Origin of the sequence: Pseudomonas sp., from assembly GCF_050739655.1 — a bacterium.
Lineage (GTDB): Bacteria > Pseudomonadota > Gammaproteobacteria > Pseudomonadales > Pseudomonadaceae > Aquipseudomonas.
Map to the genome: position 1 here is coordinate 29,693 of NZ_JBOIBY010000462.1, position 15,682 is coordinate 45,374.

28 protein-coding genes are annotated in these 15,682 nt (G+C 57.3%); 24 read left to right on the forward strand and 4 right to left on the reverse strand.

Annotated features, from left to right (window positions below; genetic code table 11):
• Positions 1–2: 2 nt before the first annotated feature.
• The 4 genes from ACRESJ_RS22365 to ACRESJ_RS22380 all read left to right on the forward strand — a co-directional run bounded on the left by ACRESJ_RS22365 (position 3) and on the right by ACRESJ_RS22380 (position 2,357).
• Positions 3–749 (forward strand): HipA family kinase, encoded by a 747-nt coding sequence (locus tag ACRESJ_RS22365; RefSeq protein WP_431759862.1) that lies wholly within the window; start codon positions 3–5, stop codon positions 747–749.
• Positions 746–1,582 carry a DUF3037 domain-containing protein gene (locus ACRESJ_RS22370; RefSeq protein ID WP_431759863.1) on the forward strand — a complete coding sequence of 279 codons (837 nt, stop codon included), beginning with the start codon at positions 746–748 and terminating at the stop codon, positions 1,580–1,582. The genes ACRESJ_RS22365 and ACRESJ_RS22370 overlap by 4 nt, the downstream gene beginning before the upstream one ends.
• Before the next feature lie 175 nt (positions 1,583–1,757).
• Complete coding sequence (locus ACRESJ_RS22375) at positions 1,758–1,994, forward strand: hypothetical protein (protein WP_431759864.1); 237 nt, start codon at positions 1,758–1,760, stop codon at positions 1,992–1,994.
• 117 nt (positions 1,995–2,111) lie between these two features.
• Positions 2,112–2,357: a hypothetical protein gene (locus tag ACRESJ_RS22380; protein WP_431759865.1), complete on the forward strand. Its 246-nt coding sequence runs from the start codon at positions 2,112–2,114 to the stop codon at positions 2,355–2,357.
• 36 nt (positions 2,358–2,393) lie between these two features.
• Here the strand turns inward: ACRESJ_RS22380 and ACRESJ_RS22385 are convergent, their stop codons facing one another.
• Together ACRESJ_RS22385 and ACRESJ_RS22390 are read right to left on the reverse strand one after the other, a co-directional pair.
• On the reverse strand, positions 2,394–2,588 hold the full coding sequence (locus ACRESJ_RS22385; RefSeq protein WP_431759866.1) for a hypothetical protein: 195 nt from the start codon (positions 2,586–2,588) through the stop codon (positions 2,394–2,396).
• A gap of 250 nt (positions 2,589–2,838) precedes the next feature.
• Entirely contained in the window at positions 2,839–3,159 is a 321-nt protein-coding gene (locus ACRESJ_RS22390; protein WP_431759867.1) for a DUF1654 domain-containing protein, read from the reverse strand.
• A 400-nt stretch (positions 3,160–3,559) separates the two neighbouring features.
• Between ACRESJ_RS22390 and ACRESJ_RS22395 the strand changes: the two genes are divergently transcribed.
• From ACRESJ_RS22395 to ACRESJ_RS22470, 16 genes are all read left to right on the forward strand, one after another.
• A complete protein-coding gene (locus ACRESJ_RS22395) occupies positions 3,560–3,748 on the forward strand; it encodes a hypothetical protein (protein WP_431759868.1) in 189 nt (62 codons plus the stop codon).
• 74 nt (positions 3,749–3,822) lie between these two features.
• Positions 3,823–4,260, forward strand: coding sequence for a hypothetical protein (locus ACRESJ_RS22400; protein ID WP_431759869.1), 438 nt, complete (start codon positions 3,823–3,825; stop codon positions 4,258–4,260).
• Complete coding sequence (locus ACRESJ_RS22405) at positions 4,257–4,451, forward strand: hypothetical protein (RefSeq protein ID WP_431759870.1); 195 nt, start codon at positions 4,257–4,259, stop codon at positions 4,449–4,451. The genes ACRESJ_RS22400 and ACRESJ_RS22405 overlap by 4 nt, the downstream gene beginning before the upstream one ends.
• 250 nt (positions 4,452–4,701) lie before the next feature.
• A complete protein-coding gene (locus tag ACRESJ_RS22410; RefSeq protein WP_431759871.1) occupies positions 4,702–4,923 on the forward strand; it encodes a hypothetical protein in 222 nt (73 codons plus the stop codon).
• A complete protein-coding gene (locus tag ACRESJ_RS22415) occupies positions 4,920–5,120 on the forward strand; it encodes a DUF551 domain-containing protein (RefSeq protein WP_431759872.1) in 201 nt (66 codons plus the stop codon). Before ACRESJ_RS22410 ends, ACRESJ_RS22415 begins: the two co-directional genes overlap by 4 nt.
• Positions 5,121–5,276: 156 nt before the next feature.
• Positions 5,277–6,431, forward strand: a complete 1,155-nt coding sequence (locus ACRESJ_RS22420) for a hypothetical protein (RefSeq protein WP_431759873.1) — start codon at positions 5,277–5,279, stop codon at positions 6,429–6,431.
• Positions 6,432–6,438: 7 nt separating this feature from the next.
• Complete coding sequence (locus tag ACRESJ_RS22425; protein ID WP_431759874.1) at positions 6,439–7,221, forward strand: ERF family protein; 783 nt, start codon at positions 6,439–6,441, stop codon at positions 7,219–7,221.
• A complete protein-coding gene (locus ACRESJ_RS22430; protein ID WP_431759875.1) occupies positions 7,205–7,822 on the forward strand; it encodes a lambda exonuclease family protein in 618 nt (205 codons plus the stop codon). The genes ACRESJ_RS22425 and ACRESJ_RS22430 overlap by 17 nt, the downstream gene beginning before the upstream one ends.
• A 9-nt stretch (positions 7,823–7,831) precedes the next feature.
• Positions 7,832–8,305, forward strand: a complete 474-nt coding sequence (gene ssb / locus ACRESJ_RS22435) for a single-stranded DNA-binding protein (protein ID WP_431759876.1) — start codon at positions 7,832–7,834, stop codon at positions 8,303–8,305.
• 1 nt (position 8,306) lies between these two features.
• The gene (locus tag ACRESJ_RS22440; RefSeq protein ID WP_431759877.1) at positions 8,307–8,663 is read left to right on the forward strand and encodes a hypothetical protein; all 357 of its coding nucleotides are present in this window, start codon (positions 8,307–8,309) and stop codon (positions 8,661–8,663) included.
• An 81-nt stretch (positions 8,664–8,744) separates the two neighbouring features.
• On the forward strand, positions 8,745–9,056 hold the full coding sequence (locus ACRESJ_RS22445; RefSeq protein WP_431759878.1) for a hypothetical protein: 312 nt from the start codon (positions 8,745–8,747) through the stop codon (positions 9,054–9,056).
• Positions 9,057–9,081: 25 nt separating this feature from the next.
• Positions 9,082–9,432 carry a hypothetical protein gene (locus ACRESJ_RS22450; protein ID WP_431759879.1) on the forward strand — a complete coding sequence of 117 codons (351 nt, stop codon included), beginning with the start codon at positions 9,082–9,084 and terminating at the stop codon, positions 9,430–9,432.
• Positions 9,433–9,441: 9 nt separating this feature from the next.
• Positions 9,442–9,672, forward strand: a complete 231-nt coding sequence (locus tag ACRESJ_RS22455; RefSeq protein ID WP_431759880.1) for a hypothetical protein — start codon at positions 9,442–9,444, stop codon at positions 9,670–9,672.
• A 268-nt stretch (positions 9,673–9,940) separates the two neighbouring features.
• The gene (locus tag ACRESJ_RS22460) at positions 9,941–10,186 is read left to right on the forward strand and encodes a hypothetical protein (protein ID WP_431759881.1); all 246 of its coding nucleotides are present in this window, start codon (positions 9,941–9,943) and stop codon (positions 10,184–10,186) included.
• Complete coding sequence (locus tag ACRESJ_RS22465) at positions 10,183–10,908, forward strand: hypothetical protein (RefSeq protein WP_431759882.1); 726 nt, start codon at positions 10,183–10,185, stop codon at positions 10,906–10,908. The genes ACRESJ_RS22460 and ACRESJ_RS22465 overlap by 4 nt, the downstream gene beginning before the upstream one ends.
• 226 nt (positions 10,909–11,134) lie before the next feature.
• Positions 11,135–11,608: a hypothetical protein gene (locus ACRESJ_RS22470; RefSeq protein ID WP_431759883.1), complete on the forward strand. Its 474-nt coding sequence runs from the start codon at positions 11,135–11,137 to the stop codon at positions 11,606–11,608.
• Positions 11,609–11,629: 21 nt separating this feature from the next.
• On the opposite strand, the gene ACRESJ_RS22475 is transcribed toward ACRESJ_RS22470, so the two are convergent.
• The gene (locus ACRESJ_RS22475; protein ID WP_431759884.1) at positions 11,630–12,019 is read right to left on the reverse strand and encodes a hypothetical protein; all 390 of its coding nucleotides are present in this window, start codon (positions 12,017–12,019) and stop codon (positions 11,630–11,632) included.
• Positions 12,020–12,243: 224 nt separating this feature from the next.
• On the opposite strand from ACRESJ_RS22475, the gene ACRESJ_RS22480 reads away from it, so the two are divergent.
• Complete coding sequence (locus ACRESJ_RS22480) at positions 12,244–12,807, forward strand: hypothetical protein (RefSeq protein WP_431759900.1); 564 nt, start codon at positions 12,244–12,246, stop codon at positions 12,805–12,807.
• Between the two features lie 61 nt (positions 12,808–12,868).
• On the opposite strand, the gene ACRESJ_RS22485 is transcribed toward ACRESJ_RS22480, so the two are convergent.
• Positions 12,869–13,045 (reverse strand): hypothetical protein, encoded by a 177-nt coding sequence (locus ACRESJ_RS22485; protein WP_431759885.1) that lies wholly within the window; start codon positions 13,043–13,045, stop codon positions 12,869–12,871.
• 460 nt (positions 13,046–13,505) lie between these two features.
• Between ACRESJ_RS22485 and ACRESJ_RS22490 the strand changes: the two genes are divergently transcribed.
• From ACRESJ_RS22490 to codA, 3 genes are all read left to right on the forward strand, one after another.
• Positions 13,506–13,718 carry a helix-turn-helix transcriptional regulator gene (locus ACRESJ_RS22490; RefSeq protein WP_431759886.1) on the forward strand — a complete coding sequence of 71 codons (213 nt, stop codon included), beginning with the start codon at positions 13,506–13,508 and terminating at the stop codon, positions 13,716–13,718.
• A 63-nt stretch (positions 13,719–13,781) separates the two neighbouring features.
• On the forward strand, positions 13,782–14,138 hold the full coding sequence (gene queD / locus ACRESJ_RS22495) for a 6-carboxytetrahydropterin synthase QueD (RefSeq protein WP_046042818.1): 357 nt from the start codon (positions 13,782–13,784) through the stop codon (positions 14,136–14,138).
• 259 nt (positions 14,139–14,397) lie between these two features.
• Positions 14,398–15,642, forward strand: coding sequence for a cytosine deaminase (codA, locus tag ACRESJ_RS22500; RefSeq protein WP_431759887.1), 1,245 nt, complete (start codon positions 14,398–14,400; stop codon positions 15,640–15,642).
• Positions 15,643–15,682: the final 40 nt, after the last annotated feature.

Here is a 15,682-nt window from a genome sequence, read left to right on the forward strand (position 1 = left end):
TCATGCCTGACCGGATAACGGCAAAGGAAATTATAAGACAAAGTCATCAAGGCATATCTGTTCAGCCGTTCCTAATCAGAGCAGATGACGATCAGACCTATTTCGTTAAAGGACTGTCCCGAGCTCTTGGCGCCGGTTTGGTTTCCGAGGCTCTAGCGGCCGAACTTGGGGCTCATTTTGGCTTGCCAATTCCTCCATGGAAGGTAATGGACATCCCACAAGAGCTTATTGACTTTAGCGTTATGGACAATGTCCAAGACCTGAGCGGTGGGCCGGCATTCGCATCCCTGCAGGTAGATAATGCCTCTGATCTGCTTTGGGCGAGCCTAAACTCCCTCCCGGTAGATCTCAAAAGACGAGTCCTCTTATTCGACTGGTGGATTCTCAATGGAGACCGGGGCTTAGGTGAGCGTGGAGGCAATGTGAACCTGATTTTAGATCCTAAAGGTGACTTGGCGGTCATTGATCACAATGTTGCGTTCGACCCTGAGCTTTCCTTCGAGGAGTTCCGCCAGTACCACGTATTCCGCGATCAGCTAGGCTTCTTTCAAGGTAATCTGCTCGCTCGTCTAGATTATCTTCCACAGCTTGACGCAGCCCTCGGCGATTGGGGTAGGATCACATCCCTTTTGCCGGACGAATGGATCTACCGTGACCAAGGTCATGGCGATGAGATCGAACCAACCCTTCAGCAAAGACTTCAAATACTAGAAAGGTTCAAGGAAGAGCAGTTCTGGGGGCAGCTATGAAATACATTTGTAACTATTCGATCCTGAGGTTCCTCCCTTACCCTGAAACCGGTGAGTTCGTGAACATTGGCATCGTGCTGCTCGCAAACAATGGTGAGTTCCGATACAGGATCACGAACAAGCGTCAAAGAGTCACACGCTTTTTCGAAACCCTTGACCACAAGGTATTTCTTAGAGCTCGAGACGAGGTCGAGAGTGAGTTTGCGCGACTGGTCGGTTTTTCCGCGGATAACAGGAATAACCTGTCGTTGCTGGTCTCGACCTTCAAGCACCTCATTCATCCTCGCGAAACGATGATGCGGTTTAGTCAACCGGGCTCGATCACTGCTGGGGATATTGGCAGCGTACTTGACGAGCTTTTTGATCACTACGTGAATCACAGCTTCGCCAACAAGGAGTACCAGGAAAAGGTCTTGGAGCGGCAGCTTGGCAAGCTATTGGCCACCAGCAACCTGAAGCAGCGGTACAAAGAGCAACGCCTGGGGACCAAGGATTACGACGTAAGATTTCCCTTTGTGATGCTGGCCGATCAGGTCGCAGAACAGGCCATCAAGCCTTTGTTTTTCGGACAAGCAGAACCCGCCAAAATTCTTGAGCATGGCGATGCGTGGCTGTCGAAAGTTATGCGTCTGAATAAGGCGAAGCGCTTAGCGAACGATACGCTGTTCATCGCTGAGCCCCCTGCCTCAGACAAGCCAAAGCTGCTCAAGGCGTTCAAAGAGGTTACAGATGCCTTGGCAGAATTCGATGGGGTCAGAGTTGTGAGTTCGAAAAACTCAAGTGATCGATTACTTGAAGAAATTCGGCGAGGAATTCCGAAAACTGCTCATTGAATCATTCAGCCCGGTCCAGCGCCGGGCTTTTTGTTTCTGTCCCTGTCACACATTCGTCACACATGGCGGGCACAATCCGCGCCACTGATGGATCAGTATCCCGTCTACAGAGAGCCCGCCCCGTGCGGGCTTTTTGCTGCCTGCTACGCTTTCCTCACACCAACGAGGATCAGCCATGCCAGACGATCCAACCCCCGCCCTGCTCTACCGCCTGAACCAAAACATCATGGCCCTAGGTTGTGCCGTTGAAGAGATTGGCATTTGGATTGATCAGCGCGGCTCTACAGAGGTTTCCGACCGCATTGAAGATCACTTGGCCGTGATTACCGGCAACGCGGACTTCATGGCCGAGGCCATTGCCGAGCTGATTGCCAGGTGCGAACCTGAAGAAGAGATTGATCCTGAGGATTGAGGATAATTTAGAGTCTGAAGCTCGCCACCATTGCGTGCTTTTGCTCCCACTCCTCCCCGTCTGTTTGATCCCATTGACAAGTCTTACGGCGCTACGGTGACGTAGAAGGAGCGGAAAATGGACACGATGAGCAAGAGCGAACTCGAAGCGGTGCTTTCAAACCGCCTGCCGCAATGCACCATCGTTTGCTCGTTAAACCCAGATGGAAGTGTTTCTGTCGAAGTGACCGGGCCAGATACCCATCAGTTCACGATTGCCAACATAGACAGGTCGAAATACCTCGGCGAGTCCGGGATCAATAAACTGGCTCGCGAGATTTTGGAGGAAATGATTCTCTCGCGGCAGGGGTCCAACTTGACCTGAAAGGAGCCCTGTTGCACCGGACGCCACGTGCGAGCTCTACGCCCCGCCCTCAAGCCCCTCTCTCGTATAAGCCAACACCACACCGGCATCCCTGATCAACTGTTGCCACTCCAGCGCACTGATCAACCCCTCCTCATCCATCGAATCGGCCATCTTCAGCAATTCGTCATATTGCTCTTCGGCTGTCATCCGGATTTCTGGCTCCCTAAGCAGCTGCAGCCAGGCCGCCATGGCCTTGTTCCTTCGCTCTGCAAACATGGTTGCGTCCTCTCTTGACTACTTCGGTAGAGGCGCCTGTAGATCTCAGCGTTCAGCACTGGTGACGAATGGTGGCCGTGCACTACGAGATGCAGTTAGGTACACGTGGCCCTGAGCGAACTTTTTGTTTCTGTCTCTCACCGCAGCGCGAGGGATGATCTAAGCTTCCATCGATCCTCATGACTTTATAGCCCGCCCCCTCGCGCGGGCTTTTTTTCGTCCGTCAGAAAGGTGCTGGCTCTTCCATAGCCCTCTCGAATGCATCCTCAACTTCAACCACCCGATCTTCTTCAATCTGTGGCTCCCACCTCAGCGTCACCGACTCGTCGTCATTGAAAGTCATGTCGATGGCATCTGCCTCAGCCAGCAGCCCCATCACCTCCTCCCACTCTCGATCCCCATCAGTATCTAGTCGATGGATCGTTACCCAGCGCTGAATCTGCGCGACCGGGTGATTGATCATTGATGAGACGCGAAGGCCAAGCCTTTCAATTCCTGACATCGCCGCCTTCTCCTGATGTTTCTGCTCTTGCGCCTGATCCATCCACTGCCTCCAATGCTGTACATCCATACAGTTAAGCAAAGCATAACCGAATGCTTGGAAAAATAAATTAACCGCCGGTATTGACGACAAAGATACCGGCGGTTAATTTACACCCATCGCAACCGAGCACCCAATCAGGGACCGGCAGTGAAGGGCCTGAAGAGACCCGCCGCTCTTTAACAACCAGCGCAATACGAACAAAGACAGCACTGCCTCTACGGCGACCGGAGATCAGATAGCCCCGAAAGGCTACCAACGCGAGGAACACCTCGACGGCTGACTAGAGCGAAAGGCTCGAACCGCGTGAATGACCCGATAAGCAGAGCCAGTAGCAACGGAACATTTCACTGATGCACCTGGTTACCCGGGTGCATTGGGAAAACAACCGGAGGGCAACACGATGACCGAGGCAGCAGCAACACAAACGAAATGCACGTACTGCGGCAAGCCAGCTGAAAAGGTTGTGCGCCGCAACATCCACGACCGCACACGCGATCCGTACACCAACCGTCAGATGCTTCGCACTCGGGAGCTGCCGTTTTGCAGCGCCGAGCATGCAAGCAACTACCAGATGGGCTGCGAAGGCTGAAGATTTCACTGGCTGGCCTTGGCGACAGGGCCAGACGGGAAATCAACCGAACACACGCCGATCTGGAGGCGACCATGAACGCAGCACTGAAGATTTGTCAGTTCAACTACGACGCGCAGTTGCCTCCCCCGGTTAGCGAGCAAGACGAACAACGCGAGTGGCTGGAAAGCGCCGCCGAACAACTGGTGTGCGGCTCGGATGTGACGTGGAAGCGTCGGTTTGGCCCGGCACAGAAGGTGACCGCGGCGGAATACGCCACTCACCTGCAACTGCACTTGAGCCAGCGCCAGATTGACGGCCTGGACGATCGCGATTCGTTCGCCAAGCTGGTGCTGAGTGTAATCGTGGGCAGCCCGGCAGAAGCACTGACCCACGCCAAGCACCTACTGGGTACTGATCACCCTGTCGCACAACTGGAGTTGATCGCCGCCGACCTGCTTCGGACGTACGCAGCTGATGCGGTGGCCGCCGAGCGTGAAGACGCTCAAGACGATGCTGGTGGCGAGCTTTGAGCCCGCACATCGTCATCGATCAGGCGCTCGAAGCTCTGGAGCATCCCGCAAGCCGAGAAATCGACGACAGTCTCGCCGAAGGCTTGATCGTCAGGGTCTTCACCGCGGGCGACATCACCATCGAAGAATTCCACCACTACAGCGCCCGCCTGCTGAAGATCAGTCGGCAGCGCAAGGAGTTGCCAGCATGACGCAGTGCAATTACCAGATTTCTTGGGTGGGTAGCTGCAAGGCGCCCGCTGACGAAAGAGGGCTCTGTGAAAAGCATCGCAGCGTGAAGTGCTGCGTGTGCGGTGAACAGGCTCTGACCGAGTGCGCCCACACCGGCCAATTCGTGTGCGGTGCACCGCTCTGCTCTGCCTGCGAGGGTTTCACGGACCAGGACAAGGCCTCGGGAAACTGGGGCTTCATGAATCACACCCATCGCCCGAGGGTTCAGCCATGACAACGCCACTGGTAAAAACGCTGATCAACGAACAGCTCGACGAGTTGCCCGAGCATTTGGCCGTACCAAGTGACCGCCTGCTGATGGTGTTCAAGGGGCCGACGATGTGGGACGCCATGCAGGCAGCCGAGCGGGCTCATATTGAAAACCCGCAAGCTTGGAGCCGACGCGCGTGCCTTTGCGGCGAGTGGACTTTGGCGTACGAGGTTCGGGCATGAGCGAGTGGATCAGCATCGACGACAGCCTGCCCGCCCCCAACAAAAGGGTTCTGGTGTGTCGTGTAGGAAAAACCCGTCACCAGCCATTCTTTGCAGTCAGGAAGAATCGCGAACTTAAGCCATGGGAATACATCGACGGCGACACTTGCCACACCAGGATCACGCACTGGCTGCCGATCCCGGATATGCCGAAATGACCGCCTACCAGCGCGCCAAGCGCCTCCACACCTGGCGCGGATCTGCCATCGCCCTTCTGCTCTTCACCGCCTGGATGCTGGCAAGCGCCTACTCCGGTCAGCTCACCCAATAACTCACACCTTCAAACGCTGCGTGCATCGCGGCAAGGATTCCCCATGTCCGCAGAACAGCAACTGGCCGTCGTGCCGCCACAAGAAACCGCCCTGGCCGTCTACTCCGCCGAAAAAGGCCTTGAGCCTTGGTTGCAGGTGATCCGCAACAAGATCGATGGCTTCACGCCGGACATCAGCACTCGCAAAGGCCGCGACGCTATTGCCTCTATGGCCTACGCAGTTGCCCGCTCCAAAACGGCGCTGGACGACGTCGGTAAGAAGCTGGTCGCCGACCTGAAGGAAGTCCCGAAGAAGATCGACGCCGAGCGCAAGCGTGTTCGCGACACTCTGGACTCATGGCAGGAAGAGGTTCGCCGACCACTGAATGAGTGGCAGGCCGCCGAAGATGCCCGGGTCGACAAGCACAACGATGCGATCGAGCGAATCAGGTTGTTGGCCGTGGATCTGGACGGCATCACCGCCGAAGACTTGGCCGAACGAGCTGTACAGCTTGAAGCGGTTGCCCTGGGCGATGCATGGGAAGAGTTTGAGCCGGAAGCTGCCCGAGCCAAGGACAAAGCGCTTGGCGTGCTACGCGCTGCCCTCGCCGCTCGACAGCAGTACGAAGCTGAGCAGGCTGAACTGACTAGGCTACGCGCTGAAGCTGAAGCGCGCGCCAAGGCTGACCATGAAGCAGCAATCGCCCGTGAAGCAGCGGAGAAAGCCCAGCGCGAAGCCGAAGAAAAGGCCCAGGCTGAGCGCGAGGCCGCTGCACGGCGCGAACAAGCGCTGATCGATCAGGCCGCACAGGCTCAGCGTGAAGCCGAGCGTAAAGTCCGCGAGGCCGAAGCCGCCGCCGCGAACCAGGCCCTTCAGCTAAAGCTGGCCGCCGAACAGGCTGAGCGCCAGAAGCTGCAAGCCGAGGCGGATCGTGTCGAGGCCATTCGCCGCGCCGAACAGGACCGCATTGCCGCAGAGCAGCGTCAGGCCGCAGCGGTTGAACAGGCTCGACTTGACGAGATCGCCCGCCAGAACGCTGCCGCCGACGAAATCCTGCGCCAAGAAAGGCTGCGCGAGGAAGACCGTGCCCATAAAGGCGCCATCTACAAGGCTTCGAAAGAGGCATTCATGCAACACGGCATGACCGAAGACTGCGCGCGCCTGGCTGTGAAGCTGATCGCCAGCGGCTTCATCCCCGCCATTTCCATCAAGTACTGAGGTCGCCATGAGCAATCTTGCAGTGACAGAAAAGGTCGAGCGCGTCCCGGCCATTCAAACCGAGTCGGCAACCATCATGTCGATCATTCAGCAGGTGGCCATGAGCCCCGACGCTGACATCGACAAGATGGAGCGCTTGATGGCGATGCATGAGCGCTTCCAGGCGCAGCAGGCCAAGCAGCAGTACGACGATGCCCTGGCCCAGATGCAGGAAGAAATGCCGGTGATCGGTGAGCGCGGCGGCATCAAGGACAAGAGTGGTCGCATCCAGAGCACCTACGCACTCTGGGAAGACATCAACGAAATGATCAAGCCGGTGATGGCCAAGTATGGCTTTGCCCTCACCTTCCGCACACCGCGCAATGAGCGAGGCATCGAGGTTGAAGGCGTACTGAGCCATCGCGCCGGGCACCGAGAAATCACCTCGATCGTCCTGCCGGTCGATGCATCGGGTAGCAAGAATGGCGTTCAGGCAGTGGCGTCCAGCGTCAGCTACGGCAAGCGCTACACCGCAGGCCTGCTGCTGAACATCACCACGACCGGCGAAGACGACGACGGCAACGGACCGGCCGCGAAGATCACCCCGCGCGTGACTTCGGCCCAGGCCGCGCAGCTCGCCATATTGCTGGAGAAATGCAGCGACAAGGCAAAAGAGGCCTTCAAGAAGATGCACGGCACCCCGGCATCCGTCGAAAAATCACTGTTCGACCAGGTGCTCGCAATGCTCACCAAGTCAGCGACCCAAAACAGCAAACCAGCCGAGGACAAAGGCAATGAAAGTAATCAGTAACGTAGAGCAAGGGACTCAAGAGTGGCTGGATCTGCGCCTAGGCATCGTGACTTGCTCGGAGCTGGACACTCTTCTGGTCAACGGCAAGGGCGAAGCGGGTTTCGGCGCCGGTGCATTCACCTACATGAACACCCTGATCGGTGAGCGCATTACCGGCGAGGCTGCCGACCCGTTCCAAGGCAACCGGCACACCGAGCGCGGCCATGAGTACGAAGGCATTGCCCGCGGCCTGTACCAGTCGCAGCTAGACGTCACCACCGAACAGGTCGGCATCATCCTGAATCACGGAATCGGCTACTCGCCAGACTCTCTGATTGGTGAAGACGGCCTGTGCGAGATCAAAACCAAGCTGCCGAAGTTTCAGGTGGAAGTGATCCTGTCCGGCGAGATCCCGAAGGAGCACGTAGCACAGTGCCAGGGCGGCTTGTGGGTTTCGGATCGCGAGTGGATCGACTTCGTCAGCTACTGGCCGGGCATGAAGCTGTTCGTCAAGCGTGCCTACCGCGACGAAGTGATGATTCGCAAGATGAACGAACGCGTCAAAACCTTCTACGAAATCCTCGACGAGCGCATGAATCGCGTGCTCGGCATCGCCGCATAAGGACATTCAATGCCAACTCTTACCGACGTCGGCCGCATTGGCCGTGACGCTGAACTGCGCTACACCCCAGGCGGTGATGCCGTGATCAATCTGGCTCTGGCCTGCGACTACGGCCGCAAGGGTCAGGACGGCAAGCGCCCGACTCAGTGGGTCGATGCGACTCTCTGGGGAAAGCAGGCCGAGGCCATGGCGCCATATCTGCTCAAGGGTCAGCAGCTCTACTTCACCATGGACGACGCCCACATCGAAACCTACGCCAAGAACGGTGGAGGTGAAGGCGTCAAGCTGACCGGCAAGATCATCCTGATCAAGTTCGTCGGCTCACCGCCTCAGGCGGCCAATCAACCGCAGCAGCAGCCAAGGCCTCAGCAGTCCCGGCAGCAGGCGGCATCCCGACCAGCGCAAAACCAGCAGGCCGCCCCGCCCGACAGCTTCGACGACGACATCCCCTTCGCGCCCCTCCACCACTTAAACGGTGCCTGACATGGACCAAGCAATCGAAGAAGCCGCAAAGCGGCAAAGCGGATTGGAGGCGGCGAAAGCTGCCTTCTTTGCATCTGGGGGTCAGGCTCAGCTGATCCCAACTGGCCTCGGCAAGGACAGCCCCGGTGTCGATCAAATCCCGAAGCCGGCGTACGGCTATCGGAACATCGAGGCACCCAAGAGCAAGCGCGGAAGGCTCATCGGCGACGACGAAAAAGCCGCACTGGCCGCTCAATTGTTGGAGTGCAAAGCGATAGGCATGACTCGGTATAAGGCCAGCAAGCACCTCGGCATCAGCGAAACACTATGTCGCCGGCTGATTGCCGATTACTCACTCGACTTCCCGGCGTCCGCCTGATGAGCAGGATGGCACGCGTACAACAACGCAAACGACAATCCTGGCTGGCACTGCCCGCCAGCGGCATTGAAGAGGTATCCCATGGCAGCCGAGCCGAAAGAACGATCAGCAAAGACTGCGGCGAGGCGAAAGACTCGCGGCGAGGAAGAGATTCGGCTGCATTGCATGGCCGGTACGAGGCAAGCGCTTGCTGAGCTCATGGCCTGGAGCGGCATCGAGGAACAGGGCGAGGCGATCACGTTGATGATTCATCATCTTCATGCGTTAGGGCCTCAAAAGTCCGCGCCTGTGTTGGCCCCGCCGCGACACGAAATCACGATCAGCGAAAACGTGTCGCGCAAACTTGAGCTCGCCTACAACCGCGAAGCCCTGCGCATCTGTCACGACGAATAATCACTCGCCTGCATTGGAGAACACCATGGATCTGAAAATCAGGGCGCTATACCAATGTGGGGCGTGCCGAGAAATTCACGACGATGAAGATGGCGCTCTGGAGTGCTGCCAGCCAGAGATCACCGAGCTATTCGAATGCCCGATCTGCAAGAAGCACCACGAGGACGAAGACGATGCGCTAACTTGCTGCGGCGTCGACGCCATCAAATGCCCCTCCTGCTACCGAGACTACGCCTCAATTTCGCTTTCGTTTCAGGCGATAAAAATTGCCGGTCACTGCATCACCTGCAATCCGATGTTCACCATTGACCAACAGATCGCGATCCAGGATCAGCACTACCAGGAAACTGGCAAGCGCGAACACTTGCACGACTGAGGCAAAAAAATGACCCCACAGTTCGAAAGCCCCAACGGGCTATGGCGGCGACTGGGCTACTCCATTGAGCGCGGCCCGCGCGGTGAGCGGACAATCCGCAGGCCAGATGGATCAACGGTAAGCATCGATATCGATCATGGTCGCCACACCGGGGAAGTGGCCGCGGCCAAACAAGAGCTCGCGCGTTTGCCGCATGGTGAACGCGAGTGCAAGGCCGCTCAGATCGACATCTTTGCCTGAGCCACCCTCACCTATTTCGATAAACCCTCGGTACCGGAGCGGACAATGCATCTCGCCATCGAGCAAGCTCTGCAATCAGCCGAAGCCCTTCTTCTGCCTCGGCGTCTAGCACCTCATCGGGAAGGCAGAGCAACCGCACCACCTCTTCCCCGATCAATCTGATCGCCATTACATCGGTTTTCGCACTCATCGCAGCCACCGCCAGGTTTGCGCCAGGTGCAAATCATCATCCCAATTTACGAATCACGCCAGCCGGCGAGGAACCCCTATGAATATTTACCGGCACACGTTCGCAGCTACTTGCCCAAACGACGGGGACTTAATCGTTTATCGACTCGAAATACGCAGTCTCTGCATGATCTGGGTCGAGCACATCAAGGCAGCGACGGCGCTCATCAAGGTTGGAATCCAAGAACAGATTGCCGATCAACTACAGGAAACGCTTGGCGGTCACCTTATCCTCACTGGTACGCACCAAGGCATCGACATCGAATCGATAAGGCTGCCTGAATGATCGCTTATCACGGCACCCCTGTCGGCGGCACCCGCCAGGACGGCGCCCGCTTCCTGGCTGGGCGTCACGCACTGGTGCCGTTCCCACGCCAGGACGACATCGGCATTGTTGCTGATGTCTGCCAGTCGTTTGTTTTCGACAATGGAGCCTTCTCGATCTGGAATAAGGGCGGAACCCTGGATGTCGACGGCTACACCCGCTGGGTTGAGCAGTGGCACCGGCACCCGGGCTTTGACTGGGCGCTGATCCCGGACGTGATCGATGGTGATGAGGCTGCGAACGACGCTCTTCTTTCAGCCTGGCCAAGGGAGTTGCGCGGCGTGCCTGTCTGGCACCTACACGAATCGCTTGAGCGTCTTCAAAGACTCGCCGCTGAGTGGCAGACCGTCGCAGTAGGCAGTTCCGGCCAGTGGTCAAGCCCAGGCACCCGTCCGTGGTGGAAGCGAATCGGCGCGGCGATGGATGCTATCTGTGACGATTACGGCCGGCCAATGTGCCGACTCCACGGGCTGCGCATGCTTGACCCTGCAATTTTCCAGCTACTGCCGCTGGCCTCTGCCGACTCCACGAACGCCGCGGTGAACGGAGGCAGTATCGCCCGCTTCGGGATGTACCCCCCACCAACGGCGGGCCAGCGTGCCAATGTAATCGCCGACCGAATCGAATCGCACAACAGTTCGCCGATCTGGCAGCGAGAAACACAGGCCGAAATGGCGCTCTGACCACTCAAAACCACCCCGTACGGCTGATCACGTTGATCAGGCGAATCACGGCAGCAATCAGATTTATCCATTCGGTCAGACGTTTCATGAGGCGGGCGCTCCGGTGTTTTTGATATCCAGATACTGCCGCCGAAACATGGGAGATTGCCAACCAATCCCCTGTGGATAACTTTCCCAACTCCGAACCACCTCCACCGCCCGGGCATACCCCGGCATAGGACGCCCCATGCCCACAGAAAACCGAATTACCGAGCAGCCGGATGAAGTGAAGCGCTACCGTTTCAAAGGGGCGGCCGGCGAGTACGTCTATGCCGGCGACTTCAACAATGCAACTCGCCATTTTCTGGACGCCGCTGAGCGCTGTTTTGCTGCCGAACGCCGCGAGCAAGCCCTGCACCAGCGCCTGAACGCAGCGGATCAGCGGATTGATGAGCTGACCGTGCCTGCCGGTTACTGCCTCATGCCCACAAGGCTGACTGCCGAGAACGGCGCCAAAGCTCTGCTGCTTGGTGAGTTCAAGTTGGAAGTCACGCACTACTGCCCTGAGTGCATCGATCTGGATGAGCCTTCAGAGGGTTGTGAGATTTGCGACGGCGAAGGTGAGTATGGGCATCGGTACACGATCCCATGGGATCAAATCAAATTCATCTACAGCGAGGCCGTGAAAGGCCTAGGGAAAAAACCGAACTCCCCGCAGTAACGCTCTCCCCCTTTAGCAGGATCAGCCTTCCTTCTCGAGCCAGTAATTCATTCGAGCCTCTGGATCGTTGATGGCCGCACCACATGAGTCGGAGTACTTGTTCAATAGAATCGAAAAGTTTGCGATGTCGTTGTCCAACTCCTTCACCATGGACTTGATTGCCATTTCTACTCTTGCATTGGTTACTTTCTCGCTGGTCAATACATTAGAGCCTGCCGTGGCCAAGTCCGCGGCCTTATCGAACTGCTTCGCCTCTTCAGGCTTAGAACGTGAAACGATCTTCGAGGTTATCGAGTAATAAGCTGCGCACTCCGCGAATTCGTGAGCGAGGTTATTCGATGCTCGCTCAGGCTCGTACGCCGATGCCAAGCCGGCCGGGAGCACCAAGAAGAATGGGAGATATTTTCGCAAGTTGATCATCCTTTCGCTGCGATGTGCGACATGTAATACACCAGTAAAGCACCTCTGTAACTCCCTCCCCCTTCAAAGTCAGCCGCTACCTCAGCTCGAAAATCGTAACGCCGCCACGGAAATCCTAATTTCCGGCACCAATTCTCAAATTTCGTTAACCAACTCAAAGTCAGCCGCTATAGCGGCAAGGACAGGTATTGCCCGTGAGCATCATCGACGACGTCATGACCGACAAAATCACCCTGCACGGCCTGGGCTTTGTGCAGGTCCAGCTGGAGGGCAATCAGCGCCTGCATGTCTGGCACCCCGAACTTCCGCGCCGCAGTTGCTTCGAGCACTCAGCCATCCACAATCACCGGTTCGACTTCGATTCGCTGATCCTAGTTGGTCAGCAAATCAATATCGAATACGCGGACCTGCCTTCAAGTTCCGCCTGCTTCAAACAGGAAACACACGAGCTTTACCTGCACGAAGGCGCGCGCTCCAGCCGAGGCGGTCGGCCATGGGTTCCTAATGGACGTGTCGAGATGCTGCAAACGAGGGCGCAGATTATCAATGCAGGTTCAACGTACCGAATGAGGGCGTACGACTTTCACCGTACGGAGCCGGGCGGCGACGGCAAGGTGGCGACCATCATGAAAAAAGGGTGGGAGGGCCAGAAAGGCGCGCAATCAAGCTGCTTGATTGGCATAGAGCCTGATGGCGACTTCGATCGGTACCAGTGGTCACCCGCTCAACTCTGGGAGATCGTCAGCGATGTGCTGCTCGGCGTGAAGGTGACGCCATGATCGCCCTCGCCTGGTTCGCCTACGTGTACTGCTACAAGGGGAGAAGCAATGGTCGTTAAGTTCACCTTTTCCTCTGCAGCCAGCCTGCCAACATAAAAGCAAGACCTTGGATTAACAGACCTAACGCCGAGAAACCGACCATTTGGCCCTCCAGCAGATCTTTGATACCAACACTCACCCCTAAAAAGGCCAACGGAATCCCGATGAGGAACAATGGGTTTCGTACCGCCTTATTCATACACACACTCCTTGGTGAACTTTTCTCAATTAAAGCACAGAGCCTGCCGGTGTACGGCGGGCGAGGAATTTTGCATGCCCAGAGTTATGCGATCAGTTGCTGATTCGACCGCAGAGCACGGTTTTCTGGTCGAGCCGGCGACATACGAGCAGGCCGAAGAGGCCGCCGGATTCCGGCTTGATCGACGGCGCAAGTACTGGATTACACAGGATGGGGAGGTCGAGGAAGAAGGTGTAGCGACATTGGCGTGTAGCGGGTGCAGTTGCGGCTGCGAGGGTGGGTGCAGCTGCGGGCCATCTGCCGGTTGCAGTGAGTGCGGCTACACGGGCAAGCGGCGCTTTTACTTCGGTTACCCCGCGCAATCTCCCGAGCAACGAAAAGAACTTCGAAACATATAACCACCTTCTGCCGCCACGTGCGGCTCAGTGAAATAAACGCCGCAAGCGGCAAGGAGCAAAAAATGGCAGCAGCACAAAACATTGATCGTTTCCTGCGCCTCGAAGAGGTGCTTCACACCACCGGCCTTGGCCGTAACACGGTTTATCGACGGATCAGGGAAGGCACCTTCCCAAAACAGGTTAGAATAGGCCCCAACTCGGTGGCCTGGCGTCAGTCTGCAATCTCGCAATGGATGCTCGATTTGAACCCCAGCAACGATCAATCAGTACATTGATCAGTACACCAGAAATCTTATTTAGCCTTTAAGCCTCTAATCTCCTGCCCTACAGGTCATACCGTGGAAATCTTCAAAGAATTTACCTTCGAATCCGCCCACCGCCTGCCCCACGTCCCGGACGGCCACAAGTGCGGCCGCCTGCACGGTCACTCGTTCAAAGTGGCGATTCATCTGAGCGGCGACCTTGATCCGCACACCGGCTGGATCCGTGACTTCTCGGAGATCAAGGCGATCTTCAAGCCCCTGTACGAGCGCCTGGACCACAACTACCTGAACGACATTCCCGGCCTTGAAAACCCGACCAGTGAAGTGCTGGCCAAGTTTATCTGGCAGGAATTGAAGCCTCTGCTGCCGGAGCTGAGCGCCATCCGCATCCACGAGACCTGCACCAGCGGCTGCATCTATCGCGGCGAGTAACCCGAACAATGCAAAGCCCTTGTGGGAGCTAGCTGCTAGCGATGGTGTATCAGTCGACACCCCAGTAGCTGACACTCCATCGCTAGCAGGCTAGCTCCCACATTGAACCGCGCTCCGTCAGTTGAAAAAAAACCACCTTCTTAGGTGGTTTTTTTATGCCTATGCTTTTTTTGGCTTCCATCTTGAACTGGCGCAGGTTGCCGACACCGCGCTAACGTAAGGAGACCACCTGCAAGAAATGACTAAAAGGACTCTCCCGATGCTCATCATCAACGCCCGGCTGCGCAATCAGGAAGGTCTGCATGAGTTGCACCTGGAAAACGGCCTGATCAGCAACATCGCCCGTCAGACCGAGGCGCCAACTTTGGGGCCGGAGGATCTGGACGCTGGCGGCAATCTGGTGGTGCCACCCTTCGTCGAGCCGCACATTCATCTCGATGCGACCCTGACCGCCGGCGAGCCCCGGTGGAACATGAGTGGCACGCTGTTTGAAGGCATCGAATGCTGGGGTGAGCGCAAGGCGACCATCACCCTGGAAGACACCAAGACCCGCGCGAAGAAAACCATTCAGGCCCTGGTCGCCCACGGCATCCAGCACGTGCGCACCCATGTCGATGTCACCGACCCGCAACTGACTGCCCTGAAGGCGATGCTGGAAGTACGCGAGGAAAGCCGTCATCTGGTGGACATGCAGATCGTCGCGTTTCCCCAGGAAGGCATCGAGTCCTACCGCAACGGCCGGGACTTGATGGAAGAAGCGATCCACATGGGCGCCGACGTGGTAGGCGGGATTCCGCATTTCGAATACACCCGCGATCAAGGCGTCAGTTCGGTGAAGTTCCTGATGGACCTGGCCGAACGCACCGGTTGCCTGGTGGACGTGCACTGCGATGAAACCGATGACCCGCACTCGCGCTTTCTCGAAGTGCTGGCCGAAGAAGCCCGCAGCCGGGACATGGGTTCCAGGGTCACCGCCAGTCACACCACCGCCATGGGCTCTTACGACAACGCCTACTGCGCCAAACTGTTTCGCCTGCTCGGCCATGCCGGCATCAGTTTTGTCTCCTGCCCCACCGAAAGCATTCATCTGCAAGGACGCTTCGATAACTTCCCCAAGCGTCGGGGCGTGACCCGGGTCAATGAGTTGCTCGAAGCCGGCTTGAACGTATGCTTTGGCCAGGACTCGGTTGTCGACCCGTGGTATCCACTGGGTAACGGCAATATTTTGCGGGTCCTCGAAGCGGGACTGCACATCTGTCACATGCTCGGTTATCGCAACCTGCAAAGCGCACTGGACCTGGTGACCGACAACAGCGCGAAGGCTTTGGCGCTGGGTGATCGTTACGGTTTGGTACCGGGGCGGCCGGCGAATCTTTTGATTTTGTCGGCGCAGAACGACTACGAAGTGATCCGCAGCCAGGCTTTGCCGTTGTACTCGGTGCGCGCAGGCAAGGTGTTGATGAAGCGGACGATGCCGGTGGTGGAGTTCAGTGGTTTGGTGTGACACCTTCGCTGAGAACCCCGCTTTCCTTGTACAGATCGTT